Source organism: Nocardiopsis sediminis (assembly GCF_042650565.1).
GTDB lineage: Bacteria > Actinomycetota > Actinomycetes > Streptosporangiales > Streptosporangiaceae > Nocardiopsis_B > Nocardiopsis_B sediminis.
The window spans coordinates 144,078-165,873 of the sequence record NZ_JBHSBH010000004.1 but is presented as its reverse complement, the minus strand read 5'-3'; the positions used below and the strand labels follow the sequence as shown (position 1 = coordinate 165,873).

Below are 21,796 nucleotides of genomic sequence, written 5' to 3'. Positions count from 1 at the left end.
ACCGCCACGAGACCCGTCTCATCGTCCCGCCGGGGCTCCCGTGTGCCGGGGCTGACGGCACCACTCAAGGATCAGGTGAGGAACCCATGGCCGACCAGCGAGAGGGAAGGGACATGCGTGTCCTCTTCGAAGAGGTGGCGCCGGACTATGACCGTTCGGGTACCGAGTTCTTCGCCCCCGTGGGCGAACGCCTCGTCAGCCTCACGGATGTAGGGCCCGGCGATGCCGTCCTCGACGTGGGATCCGGGCGAGGGGCAGCGCTCTTCCCTGCGGCCCGCGCCGCCGGGCTTCGCGGAAGCGTCACCGGAATCGACCTGTCCGAGAGCATGGTCGCCTCGCTCCGCCAGGACGCCCGCGACTCGGGCCTCGGCCGGATCGACGCCGCGGTCATGGACGCGCAGGCCCCCCGCTTTCCCCCGGAGAGCTTCGATGTGCTCACCGGAAGCATGAGCGTGCATCTTTTCCCCGACGTCGCCGCCGCTTTCCGCTCCTATTTCCGGCTCCTTCGCCCGGGAGGCCGCCTGGGACTGTCGGCACCGGTGAGCGTCGACCACCCACGGCCCGAGGTCTTCGGGCTGCGTTCCATCGCGCGAATGGTGTCCGCCTACGGCTCGGGATCAGGGGCCTACCCCTACTCCGAGGCGTTCGGCGGAGCGGAGCAGGCTCGTTCCGATTTGCTGGCCGCAGGATTCACCTCCGTCAACGTCGTGGAGGAGCCCGCGTTCATCAGCTCCGGCTCGACGGACCAGCTGTTGCGGTGGACGCGCACCCATGGAATGCGCCTGCTATGGGAGCAGGTCCCCGCCGCCGAACACAGGCGCGTCCAGCAGGAGATCGCGACCGAGGCGCGTTCTCGGAGCGAGCATCCCGACCGCGTCGTGCTTCGGGTACCGGTGATGTACATCATCGCGCGCCGTCCGGGCACCCGGCCGCTTCGCCTCGACCGACACGATGGAGACGGCCGTGCCCCCTGACAAGCCTCCGCCGGGGACACGCCGCCCGGGGTCCTCCCGGCTCTGGGAATGGACCCGTGAGCAGTTCGATCTGGACCCTTCGTATGTCCACCTGGCCTTGTCCATGCTCGCCCCTCACCCGCGGCCCGTACGCGACGCGATCGAGCACCACCGCCGAGCACTGGACTCCAACCCCGCACTCCACTTCCACCAGAGAGACGCCAACGTACGACGGGTCCTGGGAAAGGCGGCGGAATATCTGCGCACCGCCCCTGATTCCATTGCGCTCACGGAGAGCACCACGGCAGGTCTGGCCGTGGTCTACACCGGGATGAGGCTGAAGCCGGGCGACGAGATCCTCAGCACGGAACACGAGCACTACGCGGCCTCTGAACTGCTGCGCTTCAAGGCGGCGGCCAGTGGAGCCGACCACCGCCGCATACGACTTTACGAGCACGCCCCCGGCGCCACCGGCGACGAGATCATCACCTCCATCACACGCGAACTTCGGGAGAGCACCCGCGTTCTCGCCCTTACCTGGGTCCATTCCGGAACCGGCGTCAAGATCCCCATCAAGAGGATCGGCGACGTGGTCTCGGCCGCCAATTCCATCCGCCCACCGGAACGGCGGATCATTCTCTGTATCGACGCTGTTCACGCCTTAGGAGTCGAAGACTTCGAGGTCGAGGAGCTCGGCTGCGATTTCCTTGTCGCAGGCTGCCATAAATGGCTTTTCGGTCCCCGAGGAACCGGGATCGTATGGGGAGGACAGGAGGGTTGGAACGCTATCGATCCGACCACCACCTCTTTCGATGTCGAGGTGTTCTGGCCCTGGTATTTGGGGCGCGTCCCCGAGAACGAGGCCCCTCGCGCACGTCTGTGCTCGCCTGGCGGATTCCCCGCCTATGAGCACCGGTGGGCGCTGGCCGAGGCGTTCGATTTCCACTTGGCCATTGGCCGAAAAGAGATCGCCGCCCGCATCTCCGATCTGAATTCCTACTGCCGGGAGAAATTGGCGGAGGTCAACGGAGTCTCGGTCCGCACCCCCGCGGATCCGGAGCTGCGTTCGGGAATGATCTGCTTCGACGTCGCCGGCCTCGACCCGGCCGATGTCGTCGCCGCCCTGGAGAACGCAGGGATCATGGCGGGCCAGACGCCCTACCGCAGCAGCGCGGTCAGATTCGCGCCAGGCGTGCTGAACTCGGCCGACGATATCGACGCCGCCGTCGAATGCCTTCAGGCGACGGCCGGAGGCCGGACATGCGGCAGACAGGACCGCTCCATGAACAGAGGATATCGATGATCGACAGTCGACGATCCGGTCTCAGCCTGGCCGACCAGCCCGCACGATACGAGGATCTGGTCGCGTGGTGGGCGCACATGCGCGGCACCGCTCCCATCCACTATGACAGGACCCTGGGATATTGGCACGTTTTCCGCTATGACGCCGTTTCGGCGGTTCTCAACGACCACGGTGTATTCTCTTCCGACATGCGGGAGTTGACCCCCCAGCCGAAAGAATTCGCCAAGGTCGCTAAGGGCGCTTTTCTCGGATTCGACCCGCCCCAGCACAAGAGGCTTCGCAGCCTGGTGAGCAAAGCGTTCACGGCGAGGATGATCGCCGAACTGGAGCCGCGTATCTCGGAGATCGCGCACAACCTGCTCGACGCGGTTCAGGGAGCAGAGCAGATTGAACTCATCGACCGGTTCGCCTACCCCCTGCCGCTGGCCGTCATAGTCGATATCCTTGAGATACCCTCCGTCGACCGCTCACGCTTCAGGAAATGGTCTGACGCCTTGTTCTTCCAAGGCCGAACCGACCAGCCGGTCATCGTCGCGACTCCGGAAATGCTGCGCTCCATCGATCCGACCATTGGTGAGATGAACGCCTACTTTCTGGATATCATCCGGCGGCGTCGGGAGCGTCCCGGCACCGACCTGGTCAGCAGGCTGGCCACCCTGATCAGCGACGGGGAGCGGTTGACGGACGAGGAGATCCTCGGAGTGTGCGGCTTCCTTCTGGTCGCGGGCCATATCACCACGACCATGCTGCTCAGCAGTGCCGTCCTCCTCTTGGCGGAGCACCGGGATCAGGCGGCGGAGCTGCGAGCGGATCCAGATGCCGTGCCGGCTTCGATCGAAGAGGTGCTGCGCTACAGGGGGCAGCTCCCTGCCGCCCCCAGAAGGACGACGAGGCCGACCACTCTGTGCGGGGTGAAGATCCCTGCCGACCAGATCGTCCTGGCGTGGCTCGCATCGGCGAACCTCGACGAAACCGCTTTTCCCAGGGCCGACGGATTCGATATCCACCGCTCCCCCAACCGGCACCTCGCCTTGGGACGAGGAATCCACTACTGCCTCGGAGCCCCACTCGCGCGCCTGGAACTCAGGGTCGCCATGGAGGCACTGCTGCGCCGCTGGAGCGACTTCACCGTCCTGGACGGAGTGAAACTCGAAGATCCCCGGCACACCATCGGCGCCAAAGAACTCCCCCTGCGAGTGCGCTGGGCACACCGGTAGAAGCGGAATCCGGGTTCCTTGAGCCAGGTTCTGCGGCTACGGAGCGCATCTGAAGACGATCCGACACGCAACCCCGGACGACGGCGAGCGCGAAGCCCTGTAGACCCGGGGGACTTTCAGGTGCGCCATCAGGGACTTGAACCCCGAACCCGCTGATTAAGAGTCAGCTGCTCTGCCAATTGAGCTAATGGCGCGTGTCGCGTATGTGCCTCGGCGACGGACATGACTCTACCGGATCCGGGGAGGTCCTCCGCTCACGGGCGGACGGGCGCCGCCCCGGTCCCTTCAATCGGCCCCTGCCTCGGCGGGGTGGGTGGTGAGGGCGTCGGCCTCGGCCAGGGCGGCGCGGGCGGCCTCGTGGTCGCCTGCGGCCTGGTGGGCGCGGGCCAGTGTGCGCAGGACCGGGACCATGAAGGACGGCCAGCCGCGCGTGCGCCAGACGCGGACCGACTCCTCCAGCTCGGCCACGGCCTCGGTCACCCGCCCCTGGTCGAGCAGGACCTCGCCGACCAGCCCCAGGGCATCGGCGAGGTGGTGGTTCATGCCGTGCCTGCGGCTGAGCCCGGCGGCCTCGCGCGCGGTCGCCAGCGCCTCCGGCTCGCCCAGGCGGATGTGCAGGCGGGCGAGGTAGAGCAGGGAGAACACCTCGCCGTAGCGGTCCTTGATCGCCCGGGTCATGGCCAGGGAGCCCAGCAGGTTCTCGCGGCCCCGGTCCACCCGGCCCGCCTCGCACTGCGCGGCGCCGAGGAACTGCATGGCGGTGGCCTCGTAACGGGAGTTGCCGAGCAGCCGGGCCAGCTCCAGGCACCGGGTCAGGTGGGTGACGGCGACGGCCGCCTTGCCGTCGCTGTAGGCCGCGACCGCCATCACCTGGTAGGCCCGGGCCCGCCCGCCCAGGTAGTCCTCGGACTCGGCCAGGTCGAGCGCCGCCTCGGCCGACTCCACCGCCGCGCGCAGCGCGCCCCGGGAGATCAGCCCCCAGGTGCGCATGACCAGGGCGTCGGCCATCCCCCGCCGCTCGCCCACCGACTGGAAGAGGTCCAGGACCAGTTCGCCCTGGTCGAACATGCCCGCCATGGCGTTGCCGGGGGCCTGCGGCGTGGTCCAGGTGATGAGGTCGGCCATGCCGCGGCGCAGCACCGCCTCGCCGAGCACGTTGCCGGCGGCCCGGCAGGCGGCGATCGCGGTCTCGTGGGTGAACCGCCAGTCGTCGAAGCGGCCGCGGACGTCGAAGTACTTCTCCAGGCAGCCGGCGAGGTCCCAGGCGAGGTCGTCCAGGCCGAGCGCGCACGCGTGGCCGACCGCGGTGGCCATGTGCCCGGCCTCGGCGTCGAACCAGGCCATCGGGTCGATGAGCAGCGCCGCCGCGTGGGCCGTCGGCAGCGGCCAGCGGGGGGCCGGCCCGTGCATGGTGGCGTAGCAGGGCCCGGGGATGTACTCGGTGGCCTGCTCGGCGAGCCACAGCCAGGCGCCCAGTACCCGCCCCAGGGCGGCCCGGCGCTCCTCGGGGGTGTCCTCGTCCTCGCCGCGCTCGCGCGCGAACAGGCGCACCAGGTCGTGCATGCGGTAGCGCAGCTCGCCGGTGGTGTCGGTCCCGGCGATGTCCAGCAGCCGGGCGTCGACGAGCGCCTCGATGTGGTGCTCGGCCTCGTCCAGGGACACGTCGAGGAGGGCGGCCGCGGCCCACGACGCGACGTCGGTGACCTCCAGGGCGCCCATGAGGCGGAAGGCCCGCCGGGTGGCGGGGGCCAGCCCGGCGTAGCTCAGGGCGAAGCTGGCGCGCACCGCGAGGTCGCCGGCGGCGAGGACGTCGAGCCGGCGCCGTTCGTCGCCCAGCAGCCGCGAGAGCCGCTCCAGGGTCCACTGCGGGCGCCCGGCCAGCCGCGCGCCGGCGATCCGGACCGCCAGCGGGGCGTGGCCGCACAGCCGGACGATCTCCTCCGCGGTCTCGGGCTCGGCGGCGACGCGGTCCGCTCCCGCGACCCGCCCCAGCAGCTCCACCGCCTGGGGCGGGTCGAAGACGTCCAGGTCGATCAGGCGGGCGCCCTCCAGCCCGGTGAGCGGGGTCCGCGCCGTGATGAGCACCGCGCAGCCGGCCCCCGCCGGGATGAGGGGGCGGACCTGCGCCTCGGAGGCGGCGTTGTCGAGCACGACCAGCACCCGGCGGTCGGCCAGCCGGCTGCGGAAGAGCGCCGAGCGCTGGTCCACGGAGTCGGGCACGGCCGATCCCTCGACACCCAGGGCCAGCAGGAACCCGTACAGGGCCTGTGCCGGGTCGACCGGGTCGGCCTCGGCCCCCCGGAGATTGACGTAGAGCCGGCCGTCGGGGAACGCGCCGGCGTGGGCGTGCGCCGCGTGCAGAGCGAGGGCGGTCTTGCCGACCCCGCCCATGCCGGCGATGGCCGTGACCGCCACCGGCCTGCCGGGCGCCCCGGCGCCGGCCAGCCGCTCGGCGAGGACGGCCATGAGGTCCCCGCGCCCGGTGAAATCGGCGATGTCGGGCGGGAGCTGGGCGGGGACCGGAAACCCGGGGGGCTCGGCGGCGGCACCGGCGCCCGGCTCGGTGCGGCGCCGCGGGACGGTGGCGGGCGCGTCAAGCGAGGGGTCGTTGGTGAGGATCGCCTGTTCGAGCCGGACCAGCTCCCGCCCGGGCTCCAGGCCGAGTTCGCCGATCAGCACCTCGCGGCCCTGCCGGTAGGTCTCCAGGGCCTCAGTGGGCCGGCCCAGCCGGTAGAAGGCGATCATCAGCTGGGCGCGCAGCCGCTCGCGGAACGGGTACTCGGCGACCAGCGCGGCCAGCTCGGCGATGATGCCGCTGTGCCGGCCGAGGGCGAGCTCGGCTTCGAAGCGCTCCTCCATGACCGTCTGGCGGAGCTGGTCGAGGCGGGCGGCCTCCTCGCGCACGAGCGGCATGGTCTCGTGCCCGGAGAAGGCCGGCCCGCGCCATAGCGCAAGCGCGTCGCGCAGGAGGTCCACCCCCCGTTCGGGGTCGCCTTCGGCGAGGGCGTTGCGCCCGTCGCCGACCGCCTGCTCGAACCGGCCGGCGTCGAGCTCGCCGGGGCGGACGATCAGCCGGTAGCTCATGGCGCCGCGCTCGACCCTGCCGGGGTCGCCGAGCTCCTGGCGCAGGTGGTGGACGTAGATCTGGAGGCTCTTCACCGCCGACCGGGGCGGTTCCTCGCCCCATACGGCGTCGATCAGGCGCTCCTCGGCGACCGTGACATTGGGGCGGCACAACAGCGCCGCCAGGAGGCCGGCGAGCTTGGGCGAGAGCCGCACCGCGGTCTCGTGGTCACGCGCCTGTAGCGGCCCGAGGACCTCGAACTCCATGTCGTCTTCTCCTTGGACCGATGCCGGGGCGGGTCATCGGCCGTGTGGGGCCGGCCGCCGACGCCCTCTCGGTCGCGCGGCCGCGGGCACCGAACGGCACCGCCGACCAGACTTGCAGGAATCGGGGTTCGCCCTCAACCGTCTTCCAACCGTTTTCCAGCCGGACGGGTCCAGGCTCATACATAACGGGCGCAAAGTAGAGGGCTTTCGCGCAGATACCCGCGTCGGTGCCCGGCCGGAGACGGCCGAGGCGACGGCGGGAAGATGGCACCCTCGTCCTTCCAAGGACGGCGGCCCGGCACAAGCCGGGCCGTGGAAGCCGGGGGTGGTACAACCGGGCGGCCGTCCCATGGTCACCGGGGCGTTTCATCGATCATGGGGCGGTCGACCGCCGGTTGCGAAGAACCGGCACACGAGACCAGGCAGAGGACCCCGGCGGGCATCGGCGGATGCCCGGCCGGGGTCGTTTCGTGTCGGCGCCCGAATGTTTCGGCGGCGCGGGCGGCCGGGGCATAAGAAAAACCCCAGGCGGGATTTCACCTGGGGTTGTGAATGTGCGCCATCAGGGACTTGAACCCCGAACCCGCTGATTAAGAGTCAGCTGCTCTGCCAATTGAGCTAATGGCGCGCGGCGTGCTGTGACCGCTTCGCCGGTGCGGGCGGACTCCGCCCTGCCTTCCGACGTGCACAACCTTAGCAGCACCGCAGGGCCGCCGCGAACCGTTTCCGGGCATAGGCCCCCACTCCCGCCCATGCGAGGTGGGGGGCCGGCGGTCCGGGCCGCGCACGGAGGCGCATCAGGACCACATCACGACCACGGCGACGATCAGGCCGATGGCCACCAGCGCGCCGACGGCGGCCAGGACATAGGGGGTGACGGGCCGCTTGGGTGCGACTTCGGGCTCGTTGTTGTCCGCCACGAAGCGGCGGAACATGGTGGTCGACCCCGCGGGGTCGGGCTGGGGCTCTTCGTTCACATTGTTGTCGGGCATGTGCTGACACTAGCGACTCTGACCCGTTTGCGCTCCCCCGGTAGTTACGGATCACCATGATTCACCCCATCCGCAGGGGCCACCGCAGAAACCGCGGCAACGGGCCGTGAGAGGTCATGGGCATGCGCCTCCGCACCCGCCTCGATCGCCCCTCGCTACCGGCCCCACCAGGGCGAACCCCACCTACCCCACGCGCTCGGGCGGCGGGCCCTCCAGGGACGGGCCCTTCGCCGCCAACACCGCGGCGTGCGCCTCGGCGGGGCCGCCCGCGCGGCGCAGCGCGAGCCCGGCGGCGCCCCGCGCACCGTCGACCGCCTGCACCGGGACGGCTCCGCGCCGCTCGTGCAGGCCGGAGCGGACCGCGTCGGCCACCGGGCCGCCGGCCAGCAGCGCCCCGGCGAAGACCACCGGCTCCCCCGGGCCGGCGCCCTGCCCGGTGTCCGGGGCGACGGCCTCCAGGTCGGCCAGCAGCCGCCCGGCCGCATCGGCGACGATGCCGCGTGCGACGGGGTCGCCCTCGGCCGCCGCGCCGGTGACCTCCGGGGCCAGCGCGCCCAGGTCGGCCGGGGGGCGGGCGTGCGCCGCGCGGACGAGCGCCCCGGCGTCGCCCGGGCCGGCCCCGAGCGCGGCGGCCAGCCGGGCGCCCAGCGCCGTCGCCGGGCCGCGGCCGTCGATCGTGGCCAGAACCGCGCGCAGCCCCGCCACGCCGATCCACACCGCCGAGCCCTCGTCGCCCAGCAGCCACCCGTGGCCGTCGCAGCGGCGCTCCACGGCGCCGTCGCGGACGCGGGCGGCGACCGCGCCGGTCCCGGCGATGAGCACGCTGCCCGAGGGGGCGGCGCTGCCGGAGGCGAAGGCGACCGCGATGTCGTCGGTGACGTGGGGCTGCCCGGGCAGCCCGTGCGCGGCCCACGCGCGCCCGGCGAGGTCCAGGGCGCGGTCGCGCCCCGAGGCCGCCCCCGCCAGCCCGAACACGGCCTGGTCCACGGTGATATCGGCGGCCCCGGCGAGCGCCTGCCCCAGAGCGGCCGTCAGCGACGCCTCGGGGTCGGAGCTGGAGAACCGGTTGGCGCCGCCGGCGCGCCCGTAACCGACCACCTCGCCGGCGAGGGTGGCGACGACGCAGCGGGTCGATGTCCCGCCGGCGTCCACCCCGATCACGACATGACGCGTCATGGAGGGCAGCCTAGCCGTTCCGCCCCCGCAAACCCCCGAGGGAGCCGGGCACGGGGCGGCCGCGTGGCGCCGGGTTTCCGGATGCGGTGCGCGGCCGCCCGGGACCGCCTGAAACCGACGCGCCGCGATTCGAGTCACGCTCGAGCCGCGGAAGAAGCCGGTCATTTGGTCGCGACCGAAACCGGGTCCCGCCGGCGGAATGCCGACCGGGGCGCGGCCGGTGCCCCCGCCGTGCGGTGCCGCGGCCGGACGGCCCCGTGCGGCAAAAGCGATGAATGATGGCGCTCCTCGGCTTATCTCCGTTCCATCCGCTATTCACCGGACATGCCCGCCGACACCCTTTCCGGGGGTGCGCCGCGCCGATCCGATGCGCGCACGGGGCACCCGCCGAAACGGGGGTCCGTGCGACGACGCGATGCCGCTCCGTAGCGCGCGCCCGCGGAAGCGGAACCGGAGAAACCGAGCGGCGTTCGCTTTGTGAAAGCGAACCGCCAGTGCACTGTAAGCACCGTCCTGCACTCTGTCTGTCGTGGGCGTCTCCCGGCCGGTACTTCCCCGCGGCCGTGAGCGCCTCCAAAGCGGGCCGGAGCCGTCGGGTTCTGGCTCCCCAGGGGCCGGAGGACGGCCGGCTCGTGGGGGGAGGGGGCCCGCATGCGGGTCGCCGCGTGCCTGGCGAGGTGGACGGGGGCACCTTCACTCTCGCCAGGCACTACCCTCCCTCACCCGGCGGCCGCCCATGAGGAACCTGGGATCGCCGCCCAGCACCGCCTTCAGCCGCGCCAGCGCGGAGTCCTCGCAGCGCCGCTCGACCTTGCCGGCCAGCGCGGCGATCCGCGCCTCGGGGTGCGTGGCCAGCCAGGCGGCGGCCAGCCGCAGCGGCAGCGGGAGCCGCTCGACCGCCTCAGCCAATCGGCGCAGCGCGCCCGGTTCCGCGGCGGCGCGGCGCGCCCCCACGAGGTCGCGCAGGAGCGTCACCGCCTCACATTCGAGCAGCTCGCCGATCGCCAGCGCCGGTACCCCCTCGCGGACGATCAGGTCGACCAGCCAGTAGCGGCTGGTGACCACAGCGCCGCAGCCGGGGGCGCCCGGCAGCAGGGGCCGCACCTGCTCGGCCGAATGGGCGTTGTCCAGCACCATCAGCACCCGGCGCCCCGCGAGCACCGAGCGCAGCAGCGCCGCACGCTCGTCGGTATCGGGGGGCAGCGCGCCTTTGACCCCCAGCGACCGCAGGAACCGCCTCAGCACGTCGAACGCCGAACGGGGGCCGGCGCCCGCCCCGCGCAGGTCGACGTAGAGCTGGCCGTCGGGGAACCCGGCGGCGGCCGCGTGGGCCCAGTGCACCGCCAGCGCCGTGCAGCCGGCCCCCTGCGGTCCGCTGACCAGCGCGCGGCGGGCCGAAGACGGGCCCGAGGCGAACAGCCGGTCGAGCGAGGCCAGTTCCTCGGAGCGCCCGACGAAGCCGGGCGGGTCGGCGGGCAGCTCGGCAGGGACGAGGCGGGCCCGCACCACCGGGGGCCGGTACACCGTCCGCTGGCGCGGGACCAGGGGCCGGTCGTCGAGGTCCCCGCGCAGCACCGCGTGGAAGACCTCTTGGAGGCCGCGCCCGGGATCGGTGCCCAGGCGGTCGGCGAGGAACCGGCGGGTGCGGCCGTAGACTTCCAGCGCCTCACTGGCGCGGCCGCAGCGGTACAGCGCGACCATGCGCTGCCCCACCAGTGCCTCGCGGTGGGGGTGGCTGGCGGTCAGCCCCGACAGCGCGTCGGCGACCCGTTCGTGGCGGCCCAGCGCCAGCGCGACCGTCCCGTGGTGCTCGGCCGCGCGCAGCAGCTCGTCGAGGAGCGCGGCGACGTCGCGCTCGTGCAGTCCGTCGGAGGCCACGTCGTGCAGCACCGGCCCCTGCCACAGCTCCAGCGCGCGGGCGAGGCGGTCGCAGCAGCCCGCAAGGTCGCCGTCGGCCTCGGCCCGCCCGGCCGCGGCGGCCAGCCGCCGGAAGCGCGCAAGGTCGAGCTGGCGCTCGTCGAGCTCGATCCGGTAGCCGTGCCGCCCGCTCACCAGCAGCGGCGGCCCGTGCTTCGGGGCGGCGCCCGCCGGGGCGCCGGGCCCAGGGGGGCAGAGGACCGCCCGGAGCCGGGTCACCTGTACCTGGAGCGCGCTGCGGTAGGCGCTGGGATCGACATCACCCCACACCCGTTGGACCAGCTCGGGGATGGGCACGGTACGGTTCGCCCGCAGGAGTAGCGTGGCCAGGAGGACACGGCGCTTGTTGCCTTGCAGCCTGACCGGGGTGTCACCTGCCTGGACGGTGAGCGGCCCGAGCACTGCGAACGAGATGTCTGACAATGTCGCCCCCGGAAACGGACCTCCCCCTTCGCGCGAACCAGCGACCGGACGGTCGAACACTGGGATCGGCGTCCGCCCCCTACAGTGCCGGGCGGCACCGGGCCGCGCAATCGGGTGGGGCCGGCGGTCGTACTTGTGACACTGCCGGAAACCGGGAATTCCTCCGGGCTACGCATTGACTACAGGCAGAGAGCGAAAGAAACTTTCCAACATGGCGAAAACGGCGAAGCCTACGTCCCAGGGGAGCGGGAGCGCGCACGGCGACGACGGCACGCCCGCGGTCCGCGACGACCCCGCACCCACCACGGTGCTGCGCATCCGCTCCCTGCTGCCCTCGCTGGCCCCGGCCGAGCAGCGGGTGGCCCAGCGCATCATCGACGACCCCGAGCGCGTCGCCGCTTCGTCCATCACGCAGCTGGCCAAGGACTGCGCCACCTCCGAGGCGACCGTCATCCGCTTCTGCCGGACCATCGACTTCACGGGCTACCGCGAGCTCCGCCTCACCCTGGCCACCGAGGCCGGGCAGGCCCGCGGCGCGCGCGGCGGCACGCGCGAGGTCCCCGGCGACATCAGCGCCGACGACACCCTGGTCACGGTCGTGGAGAAGATCGCGTTCACCGACGCCCGCGCGGTCGAGGAGACCGGGGCCCAGCTCGACGTCGCCGTGCTGGAGGCGGTCGTGGAGCGCATGGCCACAGCCCGCCGCACCGACATCTACGGGGTCGGCGCCAGCGCCTTCGTCGCCGCCGACCTCCAGCAGAAGCTGCACCGCATCGGGCTGACCTCCTTCGCCTGGTCCGACACCCACGTCATGCTGACCAGCGCCGCGCTCCTGGGCGAGGGCGACGTGGCCATGGCCATCTCCCACAGCGGCACCACCATCGACACCATCAACGCGCTGGCCGAGGCCAAGCGGCGCGGCGCGACCACGGTGGCCGTCACCAACTTCCCGCGGTCGCCGATCAGCGAGGCGGCCGACCACATCCTGACCACGGCCGCCCGCGAGACCACCTTCCGCTCCGGGGCCACGGCCAGCCGGCTCGCCCAGCTCACCGTGATCGACTGCCTGTTCGTCGGCCTGGCCCAGCTCCGCTACGCCGACAGCCGCACCGCCCTGGAGACCACCTACGACGCCGTGCGGGGCCTGCGCATCGGCGACGACAAGCGCCGCCCGCGCGGCCAGGACCGGCAGCGCTGACGGCGCGGCCACGGCCGGGGGCAGCGGGGCCCGCCCGCCCTCAGCCGCGGTCGACGGCGGTGCCCAGCAGGCCCAGGGGCGGCGCCCCGAGGTCGAGCATCGCCGTGTGGAACCGCCGCGTGGTGTAGCCGGACCCCCAGCGCTCCTCGGCGCGGTCGCGCAGGGCAAGGATCTCCAGCTTGCCCCAGGTGTAGCGGCCGTAAGTGGGGTCGAACGTGGCCCGCCGCGCCTCCGAAAGCGCCGCCGGGCCGGCCAGCGTGGTGTCGGCGGCGAAGCGCGCCGCGGCGTCCTCGACGGTCATCGTGCCGGTGTGCACCCCGATGGCGGCGGCCAGGCGCGTGACGCGGATCAGCGCCTCCAGCCACACCCCCAGCTCGAAGTGGGCCGAGGTGAAGCGGGGGTCGCCCAGCGCCTGTTCGGCGTAGTCGCCGAAGCCCTCGTCGACGCACAGCTCCTCGGCGTAGTGCGCCCAGCCCTCGATGAAGGCGTACGAGAACAGCGTGCGCCGTACCGCGCCGGGCGCCCGGCGCAGGGCGCGGCTGTGCGAGAAGTGGCCGGGCGCCACCTCGTGCACGCTGATGGCGGGCAGGGTGGTCGCGCTGAACACCTCCAGCCACTCCTCGGCTTCGGCCGGCTCCCACTCCGGTTCGGGCGGGGTGACGTAGTAGTGCGTTTTGCCGTCGGCCTCGGCCGGCGCGGCCCACGACAGCATCGCGGTCCCCCAGCGCGCGGACTCCGGCGCGACCCCGACGACGCACTCGCCGTCGTGGTAGGGCACGAGATCGCGCTCGCGGGTGAAGGCGATGGCGTGCGCGGTCCAGCGGCGCGCCTCGGTGAGCACGCCGTCGGCGTCGGGGTGGTCGCGGACCAGCTCCCGGGCGAGGTCCAGGGGTGCGCGCGAGGGGTCGATGCGCGCGGCGGACTCCGCCATGCGTCCGGCGAGCCGGTCGCGCTCGGCGTCGGCGAGCTCCGCCAGGCGGCCGAGGTCGACCGCTGTGGCCTCCGAAGTCCCCATGAGCCGGGTCAGCGCGGCCCCGCCCAGCGCGGCGCTGGGGTCGCCGTCGCGGGCGGCGGCCTCCAGGTGGCCGACGAGGCGGCGGTGCGCGGCCAGCGCGGCCTCGCGGAGGTCCTGCGGCGCGTCGGCGGGGACGCCGGCGGCCAGCCCCCGCACCGAGGCCAGCAGGGAGCCGGCGACGGGGGCGCTCACGCGGTCGAGGGCGGCGACCGCGTTGCCGACCGCATCCGGCCACGCGGCCAGGTGGCGCAGGCGCGCCTCGTCCCGTTGCTCGGCGGGTGCGTAGTCCTTGTCGTAGACCGACAGGTCCAGCTCCCCGATGTGCCAGAGCGGGTTGGACCGGTGCAGCTCCAGGTCGCCCAGCTGCACGCGCAGCGCGTCCTCGGCGGCGGTGGCATGGGCGTCGTCGTGGGGGTCGGCGAAGCGTTCGCCCTGGCCAAGGCGGGCCAGCCCCTGCCGGACGGCTTCAGGGGAGAGGTCGGTGATCCGGCCGTCGTACTCGTGGCGCCCCGCGGCCTCGCGCATCTCGGCCGCCTGAAGGTCGGCGATGGCGCGCAGCCGCGCCGGAAAGTCGTCCATGGGCGGGACCTTATCCCGGCGGCACGGCCGGGCCCAGACCGCGATATCCCGGCGCCACATCACGGCCGGACCGGGAACCCGGCCGGGGGCGCGGAGCGTCGACCAGGGTGTGACGAAGCTGCTGTCGTACCGCAAGACGTGGGTCGCCGCCTGCCTGCTGACCGCGCTGATCGGGGTCGCGCCCTTCACCTGGCTGTCCGTCTCGACCGCGGACCGGCGGGGCGCCGTCGGCGACGCCGATCCCCGCCCGGTGGCGCTGGTCCTGGGCGCCGGGCTGCGCGACGACGGCCGCCCCACCACCCTGCTCGCGCGGCGCCTGGACATCGCCGCCGAGCTGTACCACCGGGGCCGGATCGAGGCGGTCCTCGTGAGCGGGGACAACAGCGTCGAGTCCTACAACGAGACCGACGCCATGCACGACTACCTGGTCGCCCTCGGCGTGCCCGCCGCCAAGATCGCCGGCGACTACGCGGGCTTCAGCACGTGGGAGTCGTGCGTGCGGGCGCACGAGGTGTTCGGGGTCGATGCGGCGGCGGTCATCACGCAGAACTTCCACCTGCCGCGCGCCGTCGCCCTGTGCCGGGCCGCCGGGATCGACACCGAGGGGGTCGGCGACGGCAGCATCGGGGTGCGCACCACCGCGACCGTCTACGGCTACGTGCGCGAGCTCCCGGCGGCGTTCAAGGCCGTGTCGGACACCCTCCTGCGCCCGGAACCCCGGTTCCTGGGGCCGCGCGAGCCCGGGGTCGACGACGCGCTGGCCGCCCCGCGCTGAGCGCGTCCGCCACCGGCCCGGACGCCGGATCGGGGCGGCACCGGCCCCGTCCGGCCGCCGGATCCCCCTCGGCGCAGGGGTTTCAGAAAGCCCGGAAAAATGTCCTCTCGCAGGAATGACACCACCCCCATCGCTGTTGTACGAACCGTTGCCCTAGCACGGCAAAACAGACCGTCGCTTGGGTTTACGGGTGGATTTCCTTGAGCTCCACTGAGGGCGCGGATCCCCGCGCACGCAGGGCATCCAGCCCCGGACCACCGAAATCACCCAGATTGATCTGCGGTTTTACCCGCCCCACCCTCGCAATTTACTTGCACGTTGACTAGGGTGGTTCGTGATCGGTTCGTGATCTGACGGTCAACCGCAGACCAACCACCGAAGCCGAGCCCGGGCACTTCGTCCGCCCGGGAAGATCAGGCCCCTTCACGCGGGCCGGGCCGCGCTCCAGCGCCGCCCCACCGAGGTCACCACAGCTGACCGCCCGCATGCCTGGCGCACCGCCAGAGCGACCCCATGGCACACCGCCGCACCCGGCCACGGCCCCGCCGTGCCCGGACACCGGCCGGACCCGCCATGCCCCGGGCCCCTCTCGGCCCTGCACCCGACACCTACGGGGGACTCACCATGACTGCTCCGAACATCACCCTGCCCGCCACCACCGCCGCCGCCGGCACCGACAGCGTCCAGAACGGCAACCTGAAGGCGTCCTACTTCTGGGACGACGGCTCGGGCATCAACGGCGACACCGGCGCCCCTGCCAGTGGCGAGCCCATGCAGGAGGGCCTGGCGGCCAGCCCGTCCTGGCCCCTGGGCACCGAGGGCTACGTCGAGTACAACGGCAAGAAGGAGAAGTTCTTCATCGGCGACCGCGGCCCCGGTGACCCCGCCGGCGACTGCAACGTCCTGCTCGACCTCGACGGCAAGACCTTCGCCAAGCTGACCGGCGAGAAGTGGAACGACTCCGACCTCACCGTCACCGGCGACAAGGGCCACATCGACGTCGACTACACCATCACCAAGTGGGGCGACGGCAACGGCACCGAGGGCGCGCCCCAGCCGATGGGCACCGACACCAAGTGCACCGACGCCGTCTCCGGCAACGGCGGCGGGTCCGGGACCAGCGCCGCTGTGGGGATCCAGTCCGGCGTGCCCGGCACCGGGATCACCGGTACCGACCTGCCGATGGCGGCGAGCGCGGTGACCGCGGCCGTGCTGCCGGTCCTGGCCCTGGCGGTCATCGTCACCAAGCTCCGCCGCCCGGCTCTGGCCAAGGCCTCGGACGAGGCCGGCGACCGCGCCCCGTCCCTGCGTGAGCGCCTGGCCCGCGTGCGCGACGAGTACATGCGCTAAGAGGCCCAGGGCGGCGGCACAGCCGCCCACCCGGCGCCGGGGGCCGTGTCCGCAACGGACGCGGCCCCCGGCGTTTTCGCGTCTTGGGGCGCCGGAAGCCCGGCCGGCCACCGCCCCGGCCCGCCCTTACGGCGGGCCGGGGCGGACGCGTGCCCGGGTCCGGCGCGCGGGTCAGGACCCGGGGCCGAACAGGCGGCTGAACAGGCCGCCCTGCGGGCGCTGCTGCGCCGCGCCGGCCGGGGCCTGCGCCGGGGCGCCGTCGGCCGGGGGTTCGTCGCCGGCGTCGTCCTCGACCCCGGCGAAGGCCCGGAAGTCGGCGCGCCCGGTGGGCAGGCCCCACGCTGCGAGTGCATCGGGCAGCCCGTCGTCCCAGCCATCGGCCGGGAGCTCGGCGATGGCCCAGAAGACCTTGAGCGTGTCGTCGTCGAAGTCGGCCTCGGGATCGGGGGCCTCGGCGGCCGAGCGGGGGCCCAGCACGCTTTCGAGCGCGGTCGCGGCGACGGCCGCCCGCGCCGTGCCCTCGGCGCTCGCCAGCACCTTGGGCAGCATGGCCAGCCGCAGCGGCCGCGCCCGCTCGCCCGCGCGGCCCAGCGCCAGGAAGCCGAGCGTCGCAGGGGTGTTCTCACCGCAGTGGGGCCAGGAGTCGTCGAAGAGGGCCGGGTAGCCGACGCTGGTCCGGCCAGCGGCGCGCAGCCGCACCAGGCACTCCTCCGGGGTCTTCTCCCCGTGGATGACGGTGAGCGCCATGGCGGCGGCGAACCCGTTGTAGAGGTGGCCCGATGCCATTTCGTGCGCCAGTGCGACCGTGGCCCCGGCGTCGTCGGGGGCCGCGAGCATGCCGATGGCGAACAGCTCGGCGGAGAGGACGTCGTGCTGCGGTGTGCCGAGCGGGGGCGGTGCCTGGCCGGGCAGCGCCGGGGCCGCCTCGGCCAGGGACGCCTTGAGCGGGGGCAGCGCCGTCTCGGCGGTGTCGGGCACGAAGGCGAGCAGGTAGCTGGCCCACTCCGCCGGCGGGTCGATGCCGCGGCGGTTCTCACGGCCGTCGAGCAGGCCGGCCAGGTCGCCGGCGTGGTCGCGCACGGTGTCGTAGACGTCCAGCTCCGCTTGGAGGAGCGCGGCGCCGTTCTCCCGCGACGCGGTGTCCAGGCGGCTGAGCATCCGGCGGTACTGCTGCTCGTCGGGCGCCTCCTCCAGCCATGCGCGGTACTGGTCGCGGACCTTCTCGGCGTCGGTCGCGGCCGCCCAGGCGACCTCGTCGCGCCACAGCGCGATGTCGGTACGGGCGGGCAGGGTCGCGGCCGCCGTGGGCACGAGCAGTTCCAGCAGCAGGCTGAGCGGGCGGGCCCGCCAGTCGGCCGGGGTGTCGGGGTGGCAGGCGATGCGCAGCAGGTATTCGGCCACGCGGGGCGCCGCGGCGTAGGCGGGGGCGGGGAAGCGGATGAGGTCGAAGAGAGCGGAGACGGAGTCGTCGAGGCCGCGGGGGGCGGAGGCGTCCCCCGCGATGCCGCGCAGCAGACCGGGGATGTCGGCCCCGTCCTCGGGCGCGAGCGCCGCCCAGTCGATGTCGTCCACGCCGTGAAGGGGGCCGGTGCCCGTCGTCGCGTCCATGGTCGGACATTATCCCCGCGTGCCGCCCCCGCCCGCGAATCCGCGGCCCCGGGGCGTGCCCGCCCTGCCCGGCCGGCCGGCACCGCGCCCGGTTCTCCGGACCGGCGAACGGGGCCGGGCGGCCGTTGACCGTGGAGCGGAGCGGCGGGCCGAAACCCGCGCAACGCCGTGACCGCCGCGCCGCAACCAGACGTGACCGGTGACCGTGTGTAGTGGCAATATCCATGATTGGTGACCGCAGGTCACCAATCGCCGCTCGAGGGGAGAGGGTCGCATGTACTTCGCCTACATTCGGGCGTCCACTACGGACGTCCGGAACCCCCCGGAACTGGAGCCCGCCTGCCGGGAGGTTCCCGACGAAGCCCGGCGCTGGTCGCGCCGCCGCGCCAAGCGGGCCCGGCTCACCTGCGCCCGTTGCGGCCTGGACTTCCGCCGCCACACCGAGCGCGACCCCGCCGCCGTTGCCTTCGAGGTCACCGGCCCCGACTCCCTGCCGCGGTTCGAGTGCGGCGGCTGCCAGCCCGACCTGCTCGCCGCCCTCACGGCCGCGGTCGCCACCCTCCCCGAATCGCTCCCCCGCCAGGCGCCGGCCTAGCAAACGCGGATTCGCGCGCCCCGGCGAGCGTGTCAGGCGATCCCGCGGAACGTGCGGCGGTAGGCGCTGGGAGAGACCCCCAGGGCGGCGTGCAGGTGCTGACGCAACGACACCGCCGTGCCGAACCCCGCTGCGGCGGCGACCTGGTCGATGGTCAAGTCGCTCTGCTCCAGCAGGTGCCGGGCGTGCTCCACGCGCTGGCGGGTCAGCCACTGCAACGGCGAGACGCCGGTCTCCTCGCGGAAGCGCCGGGTGAGCGTGCGCACGCTGGTCGATTCCCGCGCGGCGAGGTCGCTCAGCGTCAGCGGGCGGTCGAGGTGGTCCAGCGCCCACGCCCGGGCGCGCGCGGTGGAGGAGGCCTTGGGCAGGGGCACCGGGCGCGGAATGAACTGCGCCTGGCCGCCGTCGCGGTGCGGCGGGACGACCGTGTGCCGCGCGACGTCGTTGGCGACCGCGGCACCGTGGTCGGTGCGGACGATGTGCAGGCACAGGTCGATCCCCGACGCCTCCCCGGCGGAGGTGAGGACGTCTCCGTCGTGCGTGTAGAGGACGCCGGGGTCGAGGCGCACATCGGGGAACAGCGACGCGAACAACGCGGCGGACTTCCAGTGGGTGGTCGCCCGGCGCCCGTCCAGGAGCCCCGCCGCGGCCAGGACGAACGCCCCGGTGCAGATGGAGGCGATCCGGGTGCCCGGCCGGATCCGCGCCAGGGCGCCGGCCAGCCCCGGGTCGAGCCGCCCGTTCTCGTCGGCCGCATCGGGGTCGTGCGAGGCGGGGACGATCACCGTCGACGCCTCGGCCAGGGCCTCCGGCCCGTGCGCGACGCCGATGGTGAAATCGGCGTGGGTGCGGATATCGCCGGGGGACACGGCGCACGTGACGATGGAGTAGAGCGGCCGCCCCTCGGCTGAGGCGGCCCGGCCCAGGATCTGGTGGACGATGCCGAGTTCCATGGGCATGAGCCCGTTGCGGACCAGGACGGCGACCGGGTGCCGCCCGGGGTCGGTGAAAATGGCCATGGCCGGATTCTTTCACATGTTGTCCATCCGGCCACTCGCCGCAGGGGCGGCGCCGGTCCCACCATCGTTGTCATGAGCAACGAGACACCGCCGGAGACGGACGACACCGTCGGCCCCGGCCCCCGTCCCCGCCTGCACCGCGCCTGGGCGGTCGCCGCCGTCGCGGCGCTGGCCATCATCGCCGCGGGCGCCTTCGGCACCCTGCCGGGCCTGCTGATGACCCCGCTGCACCGGGAGTTCGGCTGGTCCCACGGCGCCATCAGCGTCGCCGTGTGGGTCAACATGGCGCTCAACGGGCTGGGCGCGCCCTTCGCGGCGGCGCTGATGGACCGGTTCGGCATGCGCCGCGTCGTCACCGCCGCGCTGCTGGTGGTCGCCGCGGGAGCGGGGCTGACCACGGTCATGACCGCGGCCTGGCAGCTGACCCTGTACTGGGGGGTCCTCGTCGGGCTGGGGACCGGATCGATGGCCCTCGCCTTCGCGGCCACGGTCGCCAACCGCTGGTTCGTGCGCCGGCGCGGCCTGGTCACCGGCCTGCTCAGCGCCGCGAGCGTCGCGGGCCAGTTCGCCCTGCTGCCGGTGCTGTCCTGGATCATCGACAACGGGCAGTGGCGTGCGGGCACCGTGACGGTCGCGCTAACGGCGCTGGCGGTGGCCCCGCTGATCTGGCTGCTCCTCCGCGACCACCCCGCCGACCTGGGGCAGCGCGCCTACGGGGCCACAGCGTTCACCCCCGCCCCGGCGCCGCGGCCCGGCGCGCTCCGCCACGCCGTGCGGGTCCTGCGCGGGGCGGCCAGGACCCGCACGTTCTGGCTGCTCGCCGGAACCTTCGCGATCTGCGGCGCCTCCACCAACGGGGTCATGTGGACGCACTTCGTGCCCGCCGCCCACGACCACGGGATGCCGCCCACCGCCGCGGCGTCGCTGCTGACGCTGATCGGCCTCTTCAACATCGCGGGCACGGCGTTCTCGGGCTGGCTGACGGACCGCTTCGACCCCCGCAGGCTACTCGCCGCCTACTACGGCCTGCGCGGGATCACGCTCGTGGTGCTGCCGCTGCTGCTGGGGCCGGAGGTGCGGACATCGCTGGTCGTCTTCGTCATCGTCTTCGGCCTGCTGGACGTCGCGACGGTGCCGCCCACGATCGGCCTGAGCGCCCTGCGCGGCCGCTTCGGCACCGAGGACAGCGCCATCGTCTTCGGCTGGACCCTGGCGGCCCACCAAGTGGGCGCGGGCCTCATGGCGCTGGCCGGCGGCGCCGTGCGCGACGCGCTGGGCTCCTACACGGCGATGTGGGTCGCAGCGGGGGCCGTGTGCCTCGCGGCCACCGCCATGGCGCTGCTGATCCCCCGCCCCACTCCCCACCGCCCAGCCCCGGCACCGATCAGCGGGGCCGTCCAGCAGTAGGCCCGCCCCGGCGGTGGACTGCTCATCGGGCGGCGCTCATCTGGCGTCACGCCCGTTCCAGGACGGCCCTCAGCGTGTCGGTGGGCGGGTCGGGGTGCAGTGGCGGGCGGCGCAAGAGGGCGTCGAGCAGCGCCTTGGGATTCGCGCCGATCTCGCGGGCGTAGCCGCGCACGGTGGCGCGCGACCGCCGGCGCAGGCTCGGGTCGCCCACACCCACCGCGTCCACGCCGGCCGCACGGCACAGCGCGACGGCGCGCGGCAGGTGGAACGCCTGGGTGACGACGGTCGCGCCGTCGACGCCGTAGGTGTCGCGCGCCCGCACGCAGGTGTCCCAGGTCCGGTAGCCGTGGGGGTCGGCGACCACATCCTCCTCGGGGACCCCGTGGGCGACGAGGTAGGCGGTCATGGCGTCTGTCTCGTGGCGCGAGACCGCGCGGTTGTCGCCCGAGACCAGCACGGCCCGCACCCGGCCCGCGGTGTAGAGCCGGGCGGCGAGGTCGAGCCGGCGCGCCAGCATCGGACAGGGGCCGCTCTCCCAGACGGCGGCGCCGAGCACGATCGCCACCGGGCGGACGGGGACGTCCTCGGCCGGGAACCGGTGGCGCAGGCTCGCCAGCCACACCCACACCGTGGGCGCCAAGGCGAGCGCCACTACCGCCGCGACGGCCGCGGCCGCCCAGGTTCCCGATGACACGCGCGCTCCCGAGGGGTGGTGGGTCCGATTCCGCCGACGAGCGCCGCAGCCGCGGCGCAGCGGGCATTGCCCGCTCACCGCCGCAGCCTAACGGCCCCCGGCCACCGATCCGATCCCCACGCCCGATCCTGCTGCGCGCCGCGCACGGCGCCCGGCGGGCGTACCCGGCACGCGCTGCGCACCCCGCACCACACGGCTTCGCAGAGACGACGCCCCTGCGGCGCCACGCGCATCCCCGGCGCCGC

Annotated in this window: 16 protein-coding genes and 2 tRNA genes; 8 read left to right on the top strand and 10 right to left on the bottom strand. The window is 73.5% G+C overall.

Annotated features, from left to right (window positions below):
• Positions 1 to 113 precede the first annotated feature (113 nt).
• From ACFOVU_RS04890 to ACFOVU_RS04880, 3 genes are read left to right on the top strand one after another with little or no spacing between them, the layout of a single operon-like run.
• A complete protein-coding gene (locus ACFOVU_RS04890) occupies positions 114 to 974 on the top strand; it encodes a class I SAM-dependent methyltransferase (RefSeq protein WP_378530176.1) in 861 nt (286 codons plus the stop codon).
• Positions 964 to 2,256: an aminotransferase class V-fold PLP-dependent enzyme gene (locus tag ACFOVU_RS04885; RefSeq protein WP_378530174.1), complete on the top strand. Its 1,293-nt coding sequence runs from the start codon at positions 964 to 966 to the stop codon at positions 2,254 to 2,256. The genes ACFOVU_RS04890 and ACFOVU_RS04885 overlap by 11 nt, the downstream gene beginning before the upstream one ends.
• The gene (locus ACFOVU_RS04880; protein WP_378530172.1) at positions 2,253 to 3,473 is read left to right on the top strand and encodes a cytochrome P450; all 1,221 of its coding nucleotides are present in this window, start codon (positions 2,253 to 2,255) and stop codon (positions 3,471 to 3,473) included. The genes ACFOVU_RS04885 and ACFOVU_RS04880 overlap by 4 nt, the downstream gene beginning before the upstream one ends.
• A 121-nt stretch (positions 3,474 to 3,594) precedes the next feature.
• On the opposite strand, the gene ACFOVU_RS04875 is transcribed toward ACFOVU_RS04880, so the two are convergent.
• From ACFOVU_RS04875 to ACFOVU_RS04850, 6 genes are all read right to left on the bottom strand, one after another.
• Positions 3,595 to 3,667 (bottom strand) — tRNA-Lys (locus ACFOVU_RS04875).
• Between the two features lie 91 nt (positions 3,668 to 3,758).
• Positions 3,759 to 6,803 carry an AfsR/SARP family transcriptional regulator gene (locus tag ACFOVU_RS04870; RefSeq protein ID WP_378530170.1) on the bottom strand — a complete coding sequence of 1,015 codons (3,045 nt, stop codon included), beginning with the start codon at positions 6,801 to 6,803 and terminating at the stop codon, positions 3,759 to 3,761.
• A 555-nt stretch (positions 6,804 to 7,358) separates the two neighbouring features.
• Positions 7,359 to 7,431: transfer RNA gene (locus ACFOVU_RS04865), tRNA-Lys, on the bottom strand.
• A 169-nt stretch (positions 7,432 to 7,600) separates the two neighbouring features.
• Positions 7,601 to 7,795 carry a hypothetical protein gene (locus ACFOVU_RS04860; protein WP_378530168.1) on the bottom strand — a complete coding sequence of 65 codons (195 nt, stop codon included), beginning with the start codon at positions 7,793 to 7,795 and terminating at the stop codon, positions 7,601 to 7,603.
• Positions 7,796 to 7,978: 183 nt separating this feature from the next.
• A complete protein-coding gene (locus ACFOVU_RS04855; protein WP_378530166.1) occupies positions 7,979 to 8,971 on the bottom strand; it encodes an N-acetylglucosamine kinase in 993 nt (330 codons plus the stop codon).
• A 693-nt stretch (positions 8,972 to 9,664) separates the two neighbouring features.
• Positions 9,665 to 11,311: an AfsR/SARP family transcriptional regulator gene (locus ACFOVU_RS04850; RefSeq protein ID WP_378530164.1), complete on the bottom strand. Its 1,647-nt coding sequence runs from the start codon at positions 11,309 to 11,311 to the stop codon at positions 9,665 to 9,667.
• 211 nt (positions 11,312 to 11,522) lie between these two features.
• Here ACFOVU_RS04850 and ACFOVU_RS04845 point away from each other — a divergent pair, with 211 nt between their 5' ends.
• Positions 11,523 to 12,509, top strand: coding sequence for a MurR/RpiR family transcriptional regulator (locus tag ACFOVU_RS04845; protein WP_378530162.1), 987 nt, complete (start codon positions 11,523 to 11,525; stop codon positions 12,507 to 12,509).
• Positions 12,510 to 12,549: 40 nt separating this feature from the next.
• Here ACFOVU_RS04845 and ACFOVU_RS04840 read toward each other — a convergent pair whose 3' ends face one another.
• Positions 12,550 to 14,103 carry a DUF885 family protein gene (locus tag ACFOVU_RS04840; RefSeq protein ID WP_378530160.1) on the bottom strand — a complete coding sequence of 518 codons (1,554 nt, stop codon included), beginning with the start codon at positions 14,101 to 14,103 and terminating at the stop codon, positions 12,550 to 12,552.
• A 109-nt stretch (positions 14,104 to 14,212) separates the two neighbouring features.
• On the opposite strand from ACFOVU_RS04840, the gene ACFOVU_RS04835 reads away from it, so the two are divergent.
• Both ACFOVU_RS04835 and ACFOVU_RS04830 read left to right on the top strand, forming a co-directional pair.
• Positions 14,213 to 14,878, top strand: a complete 666-nt coding sequence (locus ACFOVU_RS04835) for a SanA/YdcF family protein (protein ID WP_378530158.1) — start codon at positions 14,213 to 14,215, stop codon at positions 14,876 to 14,878.
• Positions 14,879 to 15,502: 624 nt separating this feature from the next.
• On the top strand, positions 15,503 to 16,228 hold the full coding sequence (locus tag ACFOVU_RS04830; RefSeq protein ID WP_378530156.1) for a hypothetical protein: 726 nt from the start codon (positions 15,503 to 15,505) through the stop codon (positions 16,226 to 16,228).
• Between the two features lie 171 nt (positions 16,229 to 16,399).
• On the opposite strand, the gene ACFOVU_RS04825 is transcribed toward ACFOVU_RS04830, so the two are convergent.
• Entirely contained in the window at positions 16,400 to 17,836 is a 1,437-nt protein-coding gene (locus ACFOVU_RS04825; RefSeq protein ID WP_378530154.1) for a hypothetical protein, read from the bottom strand.
• A 274-nt stretch (positions 17,837 to 18,110) separates the two neighbouring features.
• Here ACFOVU_RS04825 and ACFOVU_RS04820 point away from each other — a divergent pair, with 274 nt between their 5' ends.
• Positions 18,111 to 18,431 (top strand): hypothetical protein, encoded by a 321-nt coding sequence (locus tag ACFOVU_RS04820; protein WP_378530152.1) that lies wholly within the window; start codon positions 18,111 to 18,113, stop codon positions 18,429 to 18,431.
• 32 nt (positions 18,432 to 18,463) lie between these two features.
• Here the strand turns inward: ACFOVU_RS04820 and ACFOVU_RS04815 are convergent, their stop codons facing one another.
• A complete protein-coding gene (locus ACFOVU_RS04815) occupies positions 18,464 to 19,450 on the bottom strand; it encodes a GlxA family transcriptional regulator (RefSeq protein WP_378530150.1) in 987 nt (328 codons plus the stop codon).
• A 72-nt stretch (positions 19,451 to 19,522) separates the two neighbouring features.
• On the opposite strand from ACFOVU_RS04815, the gene ACFOVU_RS04810 reads away from it, so the two are divergent.
• A complete protein-coding gene (locus ACFOVU_RS04810; protein ID WP_378530148.1) occupies positions 19,523 to 20,857 on the top strand; it encodes an MFS transporter in 1,335 nt (444 codons plus the stop codon).
• Positions 20,858 to 20,903: 46 nt separating this feature from the next.
• Here ACFOVU_RS04810 and ACFOVU_RS04805 read toward each other — a convergent pair whose 3' ends face one another.
• Positions 20,904 to 21,551: a SanA/YdcF family protein gene (locus tag ACFOVU_RS04805; protein WP_378530146.1), complete on the bottom strand. Its 648-nt coding sequence runs from the start codon at positions 21,549 to 21,551 to the stop codon at positions 20,904 to 20,906.
• Positions 21,552 to 21,796 lie beyond the last annotated feature (245 nt).